Origin of the sequence: Mesobacillus sp. AQ2 (genome assembly GCF_030122805.1) — a bacterium.
Classification (GTDB): Bacteria; Bacillota; Bacilli; order Bacillales; family Cytobacillaceae; genus Mesobacillus; species Mesobacillus oceanisediminis_A.
The window spans coordinates 315,001-329,254 of sequence record NZ_CP126080.1 but is presented as its reverse complement, the minus strand read 5'-3'; the positions used below and the strand labels follow the sequence as shown (position 1 = coordinate 329,254).

The window sequence follows — 14,254 nt, the reverse complement described above, 5'->3', positions numbered from 1 at the left end:
TTTTCTGACCTGCATCCTGTCAATTCACACAAAATTAATGCCTGAAATGTCTTACTCCGGTAAATACCATCGCAATACCGTATTCATCCGCCTTTTTAATTGAATCCTCGTCACGGACTGATCCACCCGGCTGAATGATGGCGGTGATCCCTGCTTTTGCCGCCGCTTCGACAGTGTCATCCATCGGGAAGAACGCATCAGATGCAAGCGCCGCTCCCTCCGCTTTTGAACCAGCCTGTTCAAGGGCGATTTTCGCAGCTCCGACACGGTTCATCTGCCCGGCACCGATCCCCAGTGTCATATCCTTATCGGTTACGACTATTGCGTTGGATTTAACATGCTTAACAACCTTCCAGCCCAGTTTCAGCGCTTCCCACTCAGCATCCGTCGGTTCGCGTTTCGTCGGCACAGAAATTTCAGCGTCTTCGAATCCAAATGCATCCTGCTCCTGGACAAGCAAGCCGCCCTCGATCGAGGAAAGGGTATTTTCCCTGGCTTCATTCCCATCAAATCCAACCTTCAACAAGCGCAGATTCTTCTTAGCTGTTAAAATCTCAAGAGCTTCGTCGCTAAAAGAAGGCGCAATGATGATTTCCAGGAAGATTTCATACAGCTTGCGTGCCGTCTCTCCATCGACCTCGCGATTCAGCGCGATGATGCCTCCAAAGATTGAGACAGGATCCGCTTCAAACGCTTTTCCAAAAGCATCAAAAACATCTTTTCCAGTGCCGACACCACATGGGTTCATATGCTTGACGGCAACCGCAGCAGGCTCAGAGAATTCTTTTACAATCTGCAAAGCCGCATTGGCATCATTGATATTATTGTAAGACAGCTCTTTCCCATGAAGCTGTGCAGCAGCCGCAACCGAAAATGCTGAACCAAGCGGCTTCTGATAAAAAGCAGCTTTCTGATGTGGGTTCTCGCCATATCGAAGGCTTTGCTTCAACTCGTAAGTAACCGTCATTTTTTCCGGCTGTTCCACGCCTGCGAGATTCGTCATGTATTCTGCAATCAGCGCATCGTAGGCTGCCGTATGGCGGAACACCTTCGATGCAAGGGTGCGGCGGGTTTCCAGAGTGGTTTCATTGTTATTTTTGTATTCTTCGATGACCTGCTGGTAGTCGGCAGGATCGACGAGCACGGTTATGTATTGATGGTTTTTCGCTGAGGCGCGCAGCATAGCCGGACCGCCAATATCGATATTCTCGATCGCATCTTCCGGTGTCACGTCTGGCTTTGAAATGGTTTCTTTGAAAGGATACAAGTTGACGCAGACAAGTTCGATTTTTCCAATTTCATTCTCAGACAGCTGAGCCTGATGGGAGGGATCATCATGCTTTGCCAGCAATCCGCCATGTATTTTTGGATGGAGCGTCTTGACCCGGCCTTCGAGAATTTCCGGGAATCCGGTTACGTCGCTGATGCCGATGACAGGAACTCCGCCTTCTTTCAAGGCATTCTTCGTACCGCCAGTCGAGATGATTTCAAATCCAAGCTCAACAAGCTCCTTTGCTAATTCAACTATTCCTTCTTTATTCGAAACACTGATCAGTGCACGCTTTTTTCCCATTGTACTGCCTCCTCTTTTCCGTTCAGCAGCTCCACCAGAACCTCTGGATATAAGCTGTGTTCGATCCGCTGTATTTTCTTCTGGAGTGACTCGTGTGTCTCACCAGCAATGATGTTCACTGCCGCGCTTGCAATGACCGGGCCCGTATCCATCCCTTCATCGACATAGTGAATCGTCACTCCCGTTGTCTTGACTCCCGCTGCCAGCGCCTGGCCGATTGCATCCTTGCCGGGAAAAGCTGGCAGCAACGACGGATGGATATTGATGATTTTCCCCTCAAACGCATTCAGCAATGTCGACCCAATCAGGCGCATATAGCCTGCAAGAACAATCATGTCTACTTCCAGGCTGGTTAGTTTTTGTAAAATTTCTTCCTCATATTCTATCTTGGATAGATAGCTTTTCGGGCTGATGACCAGGGCAGGAATCCCCAGCATTTCAGCACGGTCAACTGCAAACGCACCCGGCTTGTCGCATACAAGCAGGCTGATTTCAGCATTCAGGCTTCCAGACTGGGCAGCAACCGCAATCGCCTGGAAATTGCTCCCGCTTCCAGATGCAAACACCGCGATTTTCTTCATATTGCTTCACCAGCCGTCTTTACCTTAATTCCTTCAGAAACAGTGACTGTACCAATCACTGAAGCTCGCTCACCATTTTCGTTAAAAAACCCAACAAGTTCTGGTGCGATTTTCGGATCAACAGCCACAACCATGCCAACGCCCATATTAAAAGTATTATACATGTCCTGGCGGTCGAGTTGTGCTAATGATTCCAGTGTCTTGAACACATGAGGTATTTCCCAGCTGCCTTCTTCGATCTCAGCGCCAAGTCCTTCCGGCAGCATCCTCGGGATGTTTTCAATAAAGCCGCCTCCTGTGATGTGGGCAAGCCCTTTAAGCTCAAATTGCTTCATAGCGGCAAGTACTGATTTTACATAAATGCGGGTCGGCTTCAGCAGCTCTTCGCCAAGTGTACAGCCGAACTCCTCCACATGTCGGTCAAGCTTCCAGCCGGCCTGCTCAAGAAACACTTTGCGAACAAGCGAGTATCCATTGCTGTGGATCCCGCTTGAAGCCAGCCCGATCAGCACGTCGCCTTCCTTGATTTGCTGGCCTGTAATGATATCAGTTTTTTCACAGGCCCCCACCGAAAAACCAGCCAAATCGTATTCTTCCGGAGAGTACATTCCTGGCATTTCCGCAGTTTCCCCTCCTACGAGGGCGCAGCCTGCCTGCTCGCAGCCATCGGCAATCCCTTTGACAATCGCTTCGATTTTCTCAGGCTGGGCTTTGCCGCAAGCAATGTAATCAAGGAAGTAGAGTGGTTCTGCTCCCTGGACAACGATGTCGTTCACGCACATCGCGACCGCATCAATGCCAATTGTATCATGGCGGTCCATCATGAAAGCCAGCATCAGCTTCGTGCCGACACCATCCGTACCTGAAACGAGTACCGGTTCTTTCAGTCCGAGACTGGAAAGGTCGAACATCCCCCCGAATCCGCCCAGCGCCCCGAACACACCCGGCCTGCCCGTCCGATTCACATGCTTTTTGATCCGTTCGACCGCCTCATACCCGGCCTCTATATCCACACCAGCCTGCTTATACGCATTTGCCATGTTCACTACCTCCGATTTGGCTGTTTTTCTAGTATTCAACTTCTACATTTCTTCTCAACCATGTTTTCCATCGCCAGACTACAGGAGAATTCTACGAATAGTAGCCTTCTATTGACGGTCATTCGAGTTAATTGCACGAATGGAACTCATAATTGCACGATCATTCAGGTTAATTGCACCAACAGAAACTATAATTGCACAGTTCTATCGCATAATTGCGCGTTAACCTTATATAATTGCACCTTCATCCTAATTTTGGTGAAACCCATCAGCACTTCTGCCCGGCAGGTACTGCCTGCGGATAGATTTCCGTCGGATACTTACCTGTAAAACATGCCAGGCACTGGCCTCGCGTTTCGCCAGGTTCATTGCGTCCGATTGCCTCCAGCATGCCCTCGACACTTAAAAACGTCAGCGAGTCAGCGCCAATCAACTCACGAATCTCTTCGACGGAATGTTCAGAAGCAATCAGCTCTTCGCGAGTAGATGTATCGATCCCGTAAAAGCACGGGTTCTGGATTGGCGGCGAGCTGATGACGACATGGACCTCAGTGGCACCGGCATCCTTAAGCATTTTCACAATCCGGCGGCTTGTTGTGCCGCGCACGATCGAGTCATCCACCATAATGACACGCTTGCCTTCAACAATACCGCGCACCGGCGAAAGCTTCATTTTCACACCCTGCTCCCTTAAGCTTTGGGAAGGCTGGATGAATGTCCGGCCGACATAACGGTTCTTGATCAAGCCCATTTCGTACGGAATGCCTGATTCCTCCGCATAGCCGATGGCCGCAGAAATACTTGAATCAGGTACACCTGTGACAACATCAGCCTCAATCGGTACTTCTTTTGCCAGCTGCTTGCCGAGATTCTTGCGGGCCGCATGGACGTTGATGCCGTGAATATTGCTGTCTGGGCGGGAAAAATAAATATATTCCATCGTGCAGATTGCCGTTGAGGAGCTCATTGAATACATCTCGGAATGAAGGCCGTCTGCATCGATCACGAGCAGCTCTCCAGGAAGGATGTCCCTGATAAACTCTGCCCCGACGATATCGAATGCACAAGTCTCAGACGCAACCACATACGCATCGCCAAGTCTGCCCAATGACAAAGGTCGCAGTCCATGCGGGTCCAGCGCCACCATGAATTCTGTCTCGGTCATGATTAGAAAGGCGTAAGCACCCTTCAGCATTGGCAAGGCATTTTTCACACGATCCCTCAGCTGGCTGAAGCCGCCGCGCTTGACCAAATGTGCCAGCACCTCAGTGTCTGAGCTTGTCTGGAAAATGCTGCCCTGTGCCTCAAGCTGATTCCTTAACGCATCGGCATTAACAAGATTGCCGTTATGTGCAAGGGCCAGTCCGCCGCTCTGTGATTGGAACAGCAGCGGCTGAACATTCTCGTAGCCGCCTCCTCCTGCAGTCGCATAGCGGACATGACCGATGGCGCCGACACCCTGTAGATCTTCCATGGCATCTGCTGTAAAAATTTCCGTCACAAGACCTTCGCCTTTCCGGCCCTTAAGCTGCTGGCCGTCACTGACAACGATGCCTGTGCCTTCCTGGCCGCGATGCTGCAGGCTATGGAGACCGTAGTAAGTAATTTGTGCTGCCTCTGGATGTCCCCAGATACCAAAAACGCCGCATTCCTCATTCAAGCCTTTTAATTCAGCAAGCATGGGATGGCTCCTTTCCAGGCCTTTTTCAGCCCCTCTGCATCTTGATTGATCACATTCTCACCGTTGACATCAACTTTTAAGACTGGCGTTTCAACGACTTTCCCGATCAGCACTGCGTCTGTTATACTTTCAAACTCAATCTGGTTCTCAGGTTTTACCGATAAAATGAAGCGGGATTGCGATTCGCTGAACAATGCTGATACTGCGTTGCCTTCGAGCTCAACTGCTGCTCCGAGCCCCTTGCTTCCGATTACGGATTCAGCAAGCGCAACCGCTGCGCCGCCCTCGGCAACATCATGAGCAGAGGCAACAAGGCCATTTTTAATCACTGTTAAAATTTGCGCTTGATAGCTAGCTTCCACTTCCAAATCGAGCTCAGGCGCCTTGCCGAAAATCTTGCCATACACAAGCTTCTGCAGCTCGCTGCCGCCAAACTCATCCTTCGTGTCTCCCAACAAATAAATCAAATCGCCGGCCTTTTTAAAATGCTGAGTCATTACATGCTTTAAATTTTCAACCAGACCAACCATACCGACCACTGGTGTCGGATAGATAGCTGTTCCATTCGTTTCGTTATACAAACTCACGTTTCCGCCGATGACTGGCGTGCTCAATGTCCGGCACGCTTCACTCATGCCATCGACTACTTTTTCAAACTGCCAGAAAATCTCTGGCTTCTCCGGATTCCCGAAATTCAGGCAGTCCGTGATTGCCAGCGGCTCACCGCCAGAGCAGACGATGTTGCGCGCCGCTTCGGCAACAGCAATCTTCCCGCCCGTTTCCGGATCAAGATAGATATACCGAGAGTTACAGTCCGTCGTCATCGCCAGACCTTTTTCCGTACCGCGGATTCTGACGACAGCAGCATCAGACCCAGGCGAAACGACCGTACTTGTGCGTACCATATGGTCATACTGATCATAAACCCACTCTTTGCTTGCAATGGTCGGCTGCTGAAGCAGCTGCAAAAGAGTAGTTTCATAGTTTTCTACATTAGGAATTTTGTTGTCCATTGCCTGGAACTCACGGAAATACGCAGGTTCGCTGGAAGGCTTGTAATAGACAGGCGCCTCTTCAGCCAGTGCATCTGCCGGAACATCCGCAACCACTTCCCCTTTATGTAAAAGGCGAAGCATCTTGTCATCCGTTACTTTTCCGATTGCAACGGCTTCAAGCTCATACTTTGAAAAAAGATCGATGATTTCCTGCTCGCGGCCTTTTTCCACGACGATCAGCATACGCTCCTGGGACTCTGACAGCATCATTTCATAAGCCGTCATGCCTGTTTCACGCTGAGGCACAAGGTCAAGATTCATCTCGATCCCAGAGCCCGCCTTGCTCGCCATCTCAGCAGAAGAACTTGTCAAACCGGCTGCGCCCATGTCCTGGATGCCGACAAGCGCGTCATTTTTCACAAGCTCAAGGCAAGCTTCCAACAGCAATTTTTCCATGAATGGATCGCCGACCTGTACGGCAGGACGCTTTTCTTCTGACGCCTCATTCAATTCCTCGGACGCGAATGTCGCACCGTGAATTCCGTCACGGCCAGTCTTAGCGCCAACGTACATGACGGTATTTCCAACGCCATGCGCCTGGCCGTTTTTAATGTCCTCATGGTTGATCAAACCGACGCACATTGCGTTAACAAGCGGATTTCCCTCATAAGCACCATCAAACTGAACCTCGCCGCCAACCGTTGGAATGCCGATGCAGTTCCCGTAACCGGCAATACCGGCAACAACTTGTTCAAACAAATATTTCACCCGTGGCGATTCCAACTCGCCAAAACGGAGGGAATTCAATAATGCAATTGGCCTTGCTCCCATCGAAAATACATCGCGGATGATTCCGCCGACACCCGTAGCAGCACCCTGGTATGGCTCGATCGCAGAAGGATGGTTATGGCTCTCGATCTTGAAAACGACCGCCTGGCCATCCCCAATATCCACGATTCCTGCACCCTCGCCCGGTCCCTGAAGCACGCGCTCGCCTGTGACAGGGAACTTTTTCAGGACAGGCTTGGAGTTCTTGTAGCTGCAATGCTCTGACCACATAACCGAGAACAAGCCAGTCTCTGTATAGTTAGGAGTACGTCCAAGGATCTGTTCGGCAGAAGCAAACTCGCTGTCTGAAAGTCCCATTTCACGATAGATTTTTTCCTGTTTAATTTGCTCTGGGCTTGGTTCAAGCATTAACCGCATTTGCTTCCCTCCATTGTTTGACGATTGATTTGAAAAGCTTCAGGCCGTCCGCGCCGCCAAGCAGCTCATCGACTGCACGCTCCGGATGCGGCATCATCCCGAGGACGTTTCCTCGTTCATTGATGATCCCGGCAATATTCCCAAGGCTTCCGTTCGGGTTCTCGCCTTCGTATGTGAACACGATTTGATTGTTTGCCTTCAAATTAGCCAGCGTCTTTTCATCGCAATAATAATTGCCTTCACCATGCGCAACCGGAACCGTGATGATCTCGCCTTTTTCATAGCCAGCTGAAAACATTGTTTCGTTATTCTCCACCTTCAGCTCGGCCTGCTTGCAGATGAACTTCAGGCTGTCATTTCTGCGCATTGCACCTGGAAGAAGGCCTGCTTCAAGCAAAATCTGAAATCCGTTGCAGACGCCAAGTACAGGCTTTCCGGCTTCGGCCGCTTTGACAACTTCCTTCATCACATTGCTGAACTGCGCAATCGCGCCTGATCTCAAGTAATCTCCATATGAGAAACCGCCAGGCAAAAGCACAGCATCATAGTCTTCAAGGCTTTCAGCATCATGCCAGACATATTCTGCTTCTTCGCCAAGCTCATCTTTTACCGCATGGTACATGTCGATGTCACAGTTTGAACCCGGAAAAACGATCACCGCAAATTTCACTGTGCAACAACCTCCTCGACTTCATACCTGTAATCCTCAATCACCGGATTCGCCAGCAGGCGCTCGCACATTTCCATAACAGCGCCGTCAACATCCTTTACACTCTCATCCAAAGTAAGTTCCATATACTTGCCGATTCGGACATCCTGGATGCCTTCGTAACCATGAGTCGCAAGCGATTTTTTAACAGCCGTCCCCTGTGGATCCAAAACACTTTCCCTTAACGTGACATACACCTTCACTTTATACATGCAATTGTCCTCCCAATCTCGTTAAAATGGTTTCGTAAGCATCTGTCAGATTCCCTAAATCGCGGCGGAACACATCTTTGTCTAGCTTTTGTTGCGTCTCCATATCCCAGAGGCGGCATGTATCAGGCGAAATCTCATCCGCCAGCAGGATCTTCCCGTCAGTATCCTTGCCGAACTCTAGCTTAAAATCTATTAATCTCACACCTATTTCAGCGAAAAATCCGCCAAGCACTTCATTAATTTTCAAAGCCGCTGCCTTCAGTTCAGCCACTTCTTCTGCAGCTGCCAAATTCAGCACATCAATATGTTCATCGGTAATCAGCGGGTCGCCTAGCGCATCATCCTTCAGGTAAAACTCGACGATTGGCCTTGAAAGCTTGTTGCCTTCCTCAATGCCAAGGCGCTTTGAAAAACTGCCCGCAGCGAAATTCCTGACAACCACTTCGAGCGGGATGATCTGTACACGCTTCACCAGCTGCTCATTCTCGGAAATTTTCTCGATAAAATGCGATTGGATACCAGCTTTGCCAAGCTTTGAGAATAATAGACTCGTAATCTCGTTATTCAGCCTGCCCTTGCCGACAATCTCTGCCTTTTTCTCGCCATTAAATGCCGTCGCAGAATCCTTGTATTGAACCCTTACTACATCCTCTTGATCTGTCGCGTAAATCCGCTTCGCTTTCCCTTCGTATAACAGCTCTTCCATTTCAACGCCCTCCGATTGAGATAATTGGCAATCTTCAGTCTCCTAGAGATAAAAGAAGGGCAAGAAACCTTGCCCTTTTGTATTAAAGTCCCAGTCTTTCAAAAATCATATCCACATGCTTGATATGGTAGTTGTAATCAAAGCAGTCATCGATTTCTGCTTCACTCAGCAGTCCGGCAATCTTTTCATCCTGTTCGATCAGGCTGCGGAACTGCACCTGCTTTTCCCATGCTTCCATCGCGCGAGGCTGGACCGTATCATATGCTTCTTCACGCGACATCCCTTTGTCGATCAAAGCAAGCAGCACACGCTGGGAGTAAATCAAGCCAAGTGTCCGATCCATATTACGCTTCATGTTCTCCGGATACACCGTCAGGTTCTTGACGATATTTCCAAAGCGATTCAGCATATAATTCAAAGCAATCGTTGCGTCGGGTAAAATAATTCTCTCAGCAGATGAATGTGAGATATCGCGCTCATGCCACAGTGGCACATTCTCATAGGCTGTTGTCATGTATCCGCGGATGACCCTCGCCATCCCAGTCATGTTTTCAGAGCCAATCGGGTTGCGCTTATGCGGCATCGCCGATGAACCCTTCTGTCCTTTCGCAAAGAACTCCTCAACTTCACGAGTTTCGCTTTTTTGCAAGCCGCGGATCTCCACCGCGAATTTTTCAATGGAAGTCGCAATTAACGCAAGTGTCCCCATATAGAACGCATGGCGGTCCCGCTGCAAGGTTTGAGTGGAAATCGGTGCCGGCTGCAGTCCTAATTTTTCACAGACATACGATTCAACGAATGGATCGATATTCGCGTACGTTCCAACCGCACCGGAAATCTTGCCGAATTCTACGTCGCTGGAAGCCATTTTGAATCGCTCAAGATTGCGCTTCATTTCCTCAAGCCATAGCGCCAGCTTCAAGCCAAAAGTCGTCGGTTCAGCATGGACACCATGCGTACGTCCCATCATCACTGTGTATTTATGTTCTTTAGCCTTATTCGCCAAAATCTCAACAAAGTTCTCAATATCCTTCAGCAAAATCGCATTCGCCTGTTTAAGCACATACGATAATGCTGTATCGACCACATCCGTCGAAGTCAGGCCATAATGCACCCATTTACGTTCCTCTCCAAGCGTTTCAGATACTGCTCTTGTAAAAGCAACGACATCATGGCGTGTCTCTTCCTCGATTTCCTTGATCCGGTTAATATCAAATGAAGCATTTTCCCTGAGCTTCTTCACATCTTCTTTAGGAATCTCGCCAAGCTCTGCCCATGCTTCACATGCGAGGATCTCGACCTCAAGCCACGCTTTGAAGCGATTCTCCTCCGTCCAGATTGCTCCCATTTCCGGTCTTGTATAACGATCTATCATTTCTTTTGTCCTCCGATCATTTCTGCTGCGCCTTCCCAGATGCCGCTTTGCTCTGCTTCCTCCAGCGCACTCTCTACTGTCTCTCGTAAAAGGGTCACATGCCCCATTTTCCGTTTATGCTTTGCTTCTTTTTTGCCATATAAGTGAATCTTCCAATCCTGCACTTCTGCGATTTTTTCCAGCAGTGGCTGCTGGTGCTCACCCAGGATATTCACCATCACAGCAGGCTTAAGCAAGTTCGTGCTGCCCAGTGGCCAGCCGCAGACTGCCCTGACATGCTGCTCAAACTGCGACGTCTCACAGGCCTCGATCGTATAATGTCCCGAGTTATGCGGCCGCGGTGCCAGTTCATTTATGTAAAGCTCATCATTCGCTCCTAAAAACATCTCAACCGCCAGCGTCCCGATTAAACCTAACGCCTCGGCAATCTGCTTTGCAGCTCTTATTGCCTTTGCTTCAGCCTGAAAACTGATTCTCGCCGGCACAATGGTTTGATGCAGGATATTTTCCTTATGGATATTTTCCCCGACTGGAAAAACAGCAGTCTCACCGTTCGTCCCGCGGGTAATGATCACAGAGATCTCTTTTTCAAACGGTATCCATTTTTCCAGTACACACGAGCCCTGGCTGACCAATGTTTCCGCCAAAGGGATGTCTTCAACAGACCTGATGACCAGCTGCCCTTTGCCATCATAACCGCCCCGTGCCGTCTTCAATACTGCCGGCAAACCCAGCTCCTCAACACCATTCCTTACATCTTCCACACTTGTCACTGCCACATATGGGGCCACTCTCACCCCGGCAGCCTCGATATGGCGCTTCTCTTCTATCCTGTCCTGAGTGACCCGAAGCAATTCGGTCCCCTGCGGCACATAAGCGTATTTATTTAACCATTCAAGAGCATCCGCATCAATGTTCTCAAACTCGTACGTGATGACATCACTTTGTTCAGATAGCTGCTTTATTTTTTCAAGATCATCATAGCTGCCGACAATCTGCTCGTCAGCTATCTGGCCGCATGGGCAATCATCGGTCGGGTCAAGCACAATCACCCTGAAACCCATCGCTTTTGCCGACAGTGCCATCATCTTGCCAAGCTGCCCGCCGCCAATGATTCCGATCGTCTCTCCTGGTAAAATCAATTTAGACAAGCTCATCACTGCTTTCCATCACTGACATTTTTGTTTCTTCACGTAATCGCGCCAGCATTTCTGCTACTTTACCATCAAATGCACCTAAAATCTGAGCAGCGAGCAATCCTGCGTTCGTTGCCCCAGCTTTTCCGATCGCCACCGTCGCAACCGGTACGCCGCCAGGCATCTGGACAATCGATAACAATGAATCCAAGCCGTTGAGCGCTCTCGACTGTACAGGCACGCCGATAACCGGAAGCGTCGTTTTCGCTGCAACCATCCCCGGCAAATGAGCTGCTCCGCCCGCTCCGGCGATGATGACTTTAATTCCTTCATTTCTAGCATTTTCGGCAAACTCAAACATTAAATCCGGTGTCCGATGAGCGGAAACTACCTTCTTTATATAAGAAATCTCTAAGCGATCCAGCATGTCACACGCATGCTTCATCGTTTCCCAATCCGACTTGCTCCCCATAATAACTGCAACGGTCATATACCTAAACCTCCCTTTGGAGTTTTAAAAACAAAAAACCCGGATAGACTGCTTCCTCTGATAGAAGAGAAAGTAGTCCGTCCGGGTGCAAACGCAAAGAAACCCACAAGTAAATGTGATTTCTTTTCCCTTCACTTTAAAAAAACTACTTTCCCTCATAGTCCGGCGATTTACGGTTACCGGGTAGAGACTCATGGGCCATATCCCCATTATTATACGAGGGAGTAACTGATTTCACTTTCGACAACTACATCTTAACAACCATTTAGACTTTTTGTCAATCAATAATCGAACGTTAAATAATTTCCATTTTAAATCGTTCGTGTTTAGGACTTTAAATAACTAACGCAATTTAGCTTTCAATCAGCTTTGCTTCAAAGATAATCTGCCTTCCAGCAGGCTCATATTCAACGGTGCCATTCTTTTCTACTTCCTTGAAAATCGGCTTTTCCATCCTGCGGACAGGGGCAAATCCGTCCTTTTTCATTCTATTTAGGCAATCATCGATTGATTCATGCTCGCCGACTTCATACATCTGTTTCTTTTTTACCTTGCTCATGAGAACAGCTTTCCTTTCCGAACTGATTTTACCCAGAACCCGCCATGAATCGCTTTCGGTTCATACGCAATGATGAAAGCCTTTGGATCCAGCTCCTTGATTGTCTGGTAAAGCTTTAATTCATATTTCCTCGGAGTCAGAATCTGCATAGCCATCCGGTTACCCTCAAGCCCGTGAGCGGCCCAGTCCGTCACACCATACCCCTGATCCCGTAATGCCTTAGGAAGATCTCGATCATATTCCTTTGTAATGACATTTATCGTAATATATCCAAGCGCCAGCTTCTCTTCAATTTTCATCCCAACGATGACACCAATACCATAGCCCACAGCATAGGCAACCAGGTTCTGAATCTGATTCAAATTCTCAAGTACCAGCCCGAGTCCGACTACATAAATCACTACTTCGATCATGCTCAGACCTGCAGCCAGATAACGCTGACCCTTCAACGTCAGGATCATCCTGATTGTAAAAAAAGACACATACACAATATTGATGATTAAGATGATGGCAACCATGACAAAACTATTCTCCAGCATTCAATAACCCCTCCAGACATCTCATCTAATAAGCCTTAATGTTCGCATTAATCAAATCACTTGTAAAGCAACTTGCAAAATAACGAGAGAAAGGAATTCTTATCTTAAGGTTTCCTCAAGCACAGCATTTGAAACTATTTGAAAATTATTTTTATAAATCTTTTCCACAATTGACACGGCAATGAACAAGCCATAAAAAAACCATCAGGCCAGCATCCGTTCCAGGAAGGGCTTGATGGTTCTCCATTATATTTTAAATCGGCTAACTGTATCTTTTAACGTTTCTGCCATTGTAGACAAGTTATTGGCTGATGCTGTTATTTCCTCCATGGAAGCTAATTGTTCCTCAGCTGAAGCCGCGACATTTTGAGTATGGACAGAAGAATCTTTTGAGACCGTCGAGACCTCATTCACGGTTGCGGAGATTTCCTCTGTGCTCGCAGACATTTGTTCCGCAGTGGCTGCCATCTCTTCGATCCGTGCACTCATATTTTCCATGGAATGAAGGATTTCCTGGAAGCTCTTTTGGGTCCCTTCAACAATTCCCAGGCCGCTTAATACTTCTTTTTTTACAGTCTCAATCGAATCATTGGACTGCTCCATATCCATTTGTATCTGTCCGATCAAATCGGAAATTTGGGAAGAGGATTTCTGTGATTGTTCAGCCAGCTTCCTGACCTCTGCCGCAACAACGGCAAATCCTTTGCCATGTTCCCCTGCCCTCGCTGCTTCAATGGCCGCATTCAAGGCGAGCAAATTGGTCTGGTCTGCAATCTCTGTAATCACCTTAGAGATATTGTCGATTTCCCTGGACCTTTCATTCAGCAGATTGAAAACTTCTCCTGTTTCTTCTACAGAAGCATGGATCATATTCATTTGACTTGCAGTTTCCTCGACAAACGCCCCACCCTGTTTGGCATGGTCACTTGCTTCTGAACTTGACTCAGCAATCAATGAGGAAGTTTCCGCAATCTCTGCCACTCCCCTTGCCAGTTCCTCCAACGCCCTTGCACTCTCTTCTACCCCTTGTGTTTGTGTGTCAGAACCGCTGGCAACCTGCTGGATCGCTTCTGTTATTTGCTCGGTCGCCCTGCTTGTCTGTTCAGCACCTGCAGTCAGCTGTTCAGACGAAGCGGCAACCTGTTCTGAAGTTTCAAGCACATCATGCAACATAGTGCTCAAGTTTTCTTTCATGTGATTATAGCTATCCGCAAGGTCACTAAGCTCATCTCCACTCCGGTCTTCAACAACAGCCGTGAAGTCCCCGGCTCCTGCTTTGACCATGGCTGCCGATATGGCGTCAAGCCTTCTTCTCAAATTCCGGGTAAACCAATAGATTCCGATAAATGCGATGATTAATACGATTGCAATCTGGATTAAAAATTTCGTCATAAAAGAACTCAGAATTTGAACGATGATCTTTTCTGAAGCACCAACGTAAAGAATTCCAAT

General features: G+C 48.4%; 14 protein-coding genes and 1 riboswitch (1 of these 15 cut by a window edge). All 14 genes read right to left on the bottom strand.

What is annotated here, in order from left to right; genetic code table 11:
* Positions 1 to 34 precede the first annotated feature (34 nt).
* On the bottom strand, positions 35 to 1,573 hold the full coding sequence (purH, locus tag QNH36_RS01750; RefSeq protein WP_283904523.1) for a bifunctional phosphoribosylaminoimidazolecarboxamide formyltransferase/IMP cyclohydrolase: 1,539 nt from the start codon (positions 1,571 to 1,573) through the stop codon (positions 35 to 37).
* Complete coding sequence (gene purN, locus QNH36_RS01745) at positions 1,552 to 2,154, bottom strand: phosphoribosylglycinamide formyltransferase (RefSeq protein WP_283904522.1); 603 nt, start codon at positions 2,152 to 2,154, stop codon at positions 1,552 to 1,554. Before purN ends, purH begins: the two co-directional genes overlap by 22 nt.
* Positions 2,151 to 3,194 (bottom strand): phosphoribosylformylglycinamidine cyclo-ligase, encoded by a 1,044-nt coding sequence (gene purM, locus QNH36_RS01740; RefSeq protein WP_283904521.1) that lies wholly within the window; start codon positions 3,192 to 3,194, stop codon positions 2,151 to 2,153. Before purM ends, purN begins: the two co-directional genes overlap by 4 nt.
* 268 nt (positions 3,195 to 3,462) lie before the next feature.
* Entirely contained in the window at positions 3,463 to 4,875 is a 1,413-nt protein-coding gene (gene purF, locus QNH36_RS01735) for an amidophosphoribosyltransferase (protein WP_283904520.1), read from the bottom strand.
* Positions 4,860 to 7,076 (bottom strand): phosphoribosylformylglycinamidine synthase subunit PurL, encoded by a 2,217-nt coding sequence (gene purL, locus QNH36_RS01730; protein ID WP_283904519.1) that lies wholly within the window; start codon positions 7,074 to 7,076, stop codon positions 4,860 to 4,862. The genes purF and purL overlap by 16 nt, the downstream gene beginning before the upstream one ends.
* Positions 7,060 to 7,746, bottom strand: coding sequence for a phosphoribosylformylglycinamidine synthase subunit PurQ (gene purQ / locus QNH36_RS01725; protein ID WP_283904518.1), 687 nt, complete (start codon positions 7,744 to 7,746; stop codon positions 7,060 to 7,062). The genes purL and purQ overlap by 17 nt, the downstream gene beginning before the upstream one ends.
* Complete coding sequence (gene purS / locus QNH36_RS01720) at positions 7,743 to 7,997, bottom strand: phosphoribosylformylglycinamidine synthase subunit PurS (RefSeq protein WP_283904517.1); 255 nt, start codon at positions 7,995 to 7,997, stop codon at positions 7,743 to 7,745. Before purS ends, purQ begins: the two co-directional genes overlap by 4 nt.
* Entirely contained in the window at positions 7,990 to 8,703 is a 714-nt protein-coding gene (gene purC / locus QNH36_RS01715; protein WP_251544492.1) for a phosphoribosylaminoimidazolesuccinocarboxamide synthase, read from the bottom strand. Before purC ends, purS begins: the two co-directional genes overlap by 8 nt.
* A gap of 82 nt (positions 8,704 to 8,785) precedes the next feature.
* A complete protein-coding gene (gene purB / locus QNH36_RS01710) occupies positions 8,786 to 10,078 on the bottom strand; it encodes an adenylosuccinate lyase (RefSeq protein ID WP_251544491.1) in 1,293 nt (430 codons plus the stop codon).
* The gene (gene purK, locus QNH36_RS01705) at positions 10,075 to 11,235 is read right to left on the bottom strand and encodes a 5-(carboxyamino)imidazole ribonucleotide synthase (protein WP_283904516.1); all 1,161 of its coding nucleotides are present in this window, start codon (positions 11,233 to 11,235) and stop codon (positions 10,075 to 10,077) included. The genes purB and purK overlap by 4 nt, the downstream gene beginning before the upstream one ends.
* Complete coding sequence (gene purE, locus QNH36_RS01700) at positions 11,222 to 11,704, bottom strand: 5-(carboxyamino)imidazole ribonucleotide mutase (protein ID WP_144480463.1); 483 nt, start codon at positions 11,702 to 11,704, stop codon at positions 11,222 to 11,224. Before purE ends, purK begins: the two co-directional genes overlap by 14 nt.
* Positions 11,705 to 11,842: 138 nt before the next feature.
* A riboswitch (purine riboswitch) is annotated at positions 11,843 to 11,944 on the bottom strand.
* A gap of 112 nt (positions 11,945 to 12,056) precedes the next feature.
* The gene (locus tag QNH36_RS01695) at positions 12,057 to 12,263 is read right to left on the bottom strand and encodes an NETI motif-containing protein (protein ID WP_144480465.1); all 207 of its coding nucleotides are present in this window, start codon (positions 12,261 to 12,263) and stop codon (positions 12,057 to 12,059) included.
* The gene (locus QNH36_RS01690) at positions 12,260 to 12,802 is read right to left on the bottom strand and encodes a DUF2179 domain-containing protein (RefSeq protein ID WP_144480467.1); all 543 of its coding nucleotides are present in this window, start codon (positions 12,800 to 12,802) and stop codon (positions 12,260 to 12,262) included. The genes QNH36_RS01695 and QNH36_RS01690 overlap by 4 nt, the downstream gene beginning before the upstream one ends.
* 246 nt (positions 12,803 to 13,048) lie before the next feature.
* Positions 13,049 to 14,254, bottom strand: partial view of a methyl-accepting chemotaxis protein gene (locus tag QNH36_RS01685; protein ID WP_349654833.1) — the 3' portion only. Its footprint extends 501 nt past the window's final position; only the last 1,206 of its 1,707 coding nucleotides appear in the window; its start codon lies off the right edge, out of view; it ends in the stop codon at positions 13,049 to 13,051.

Excerpts from the sequence above, each read along its gene's own strand:
- purH (WP_283904523.1), bottom strand. The coding sequence starts at position 1,573 with ATGGGAAAAAAGCGTGCACTGATCAGTGTTTCGAATAAAGAAGGAATA.
- purN (WP_283904522.1), bottom strand. The coding sequence starts at position 2,154 with ATGAAGAAAATCGCGGTGTTTGCATCTGGAAGCGGGAGCAATTTCCAG.
- purM (WP_283904521.1), bottom strand. The coding sequence starts at position 3,194 with ATGGCAAATGCGTATAAGCAGGCTGGTGTGGATATAGAGGCCGGGTAT.
- purF (WP_283904520.1), bottom strand. The coding sequence starts at position 4,875 with ATGCTTGCTGAATTAAAAGGCTTGAATGAGGAATGCGGCGTTTTTGGT.
- purL (WP_283904519.1), bottom strand. The coding sequence starts at position 7,076 with ATGCGGTTAATGCTTGAACCAAGCCCAGAGCAAATTAAACAGGAAAAA.
- purS (WP_283904517.1), bottom strand. The coding sequence starts at position 7,997 with ATGTATAAAGTGAAGGTGTATGTCACGTTAAGGGAAAGTGTTTTGGAT.
- purC (WP_251544492.1), bottom strand. The coding sequence starts at position 8,703 with ATGGAAGAGCTGTTATACGAAGGGAAAGCGAAGCGGATTTACGCGACA.
- purB (WP_251544491.1), bottom strand. The coding sequence starts at position 10,078 with ATGATAGATCGTTATACAAGACCGGAAATGGGAGCAATCTGGACGGAG.
- purK (WP_283904516.1), bottom strand. The coding sequence starts at position 11,235 with ATGAGCTTGTCTAAATTGATTTTACCAGGAGAGACGATCGGAATCATT.
- purE (WP_144480463.1), bottom strand. The coding sequence starts at position 11,704 with ATGACCGTTGCAGTTATTATGGGGAGCAAGTCGGATTGGGAAACGATG.
- QNH36_RS01695 (WP_144480465.1), bottom strand. The coding sequence starts at position 12,263 with ATGAGCAAGGTAAAAAAGAAACAGATGTATGAAGTCGGCGAGCATGAA.
- QNH36_RS01690 (WP_144480467.1), bottom strand. The coding sequence starts at position 12,802 with ATGCTGGAGAATAGTTTTGTCATGGTTGCCATCATCTTAATCATCAAT.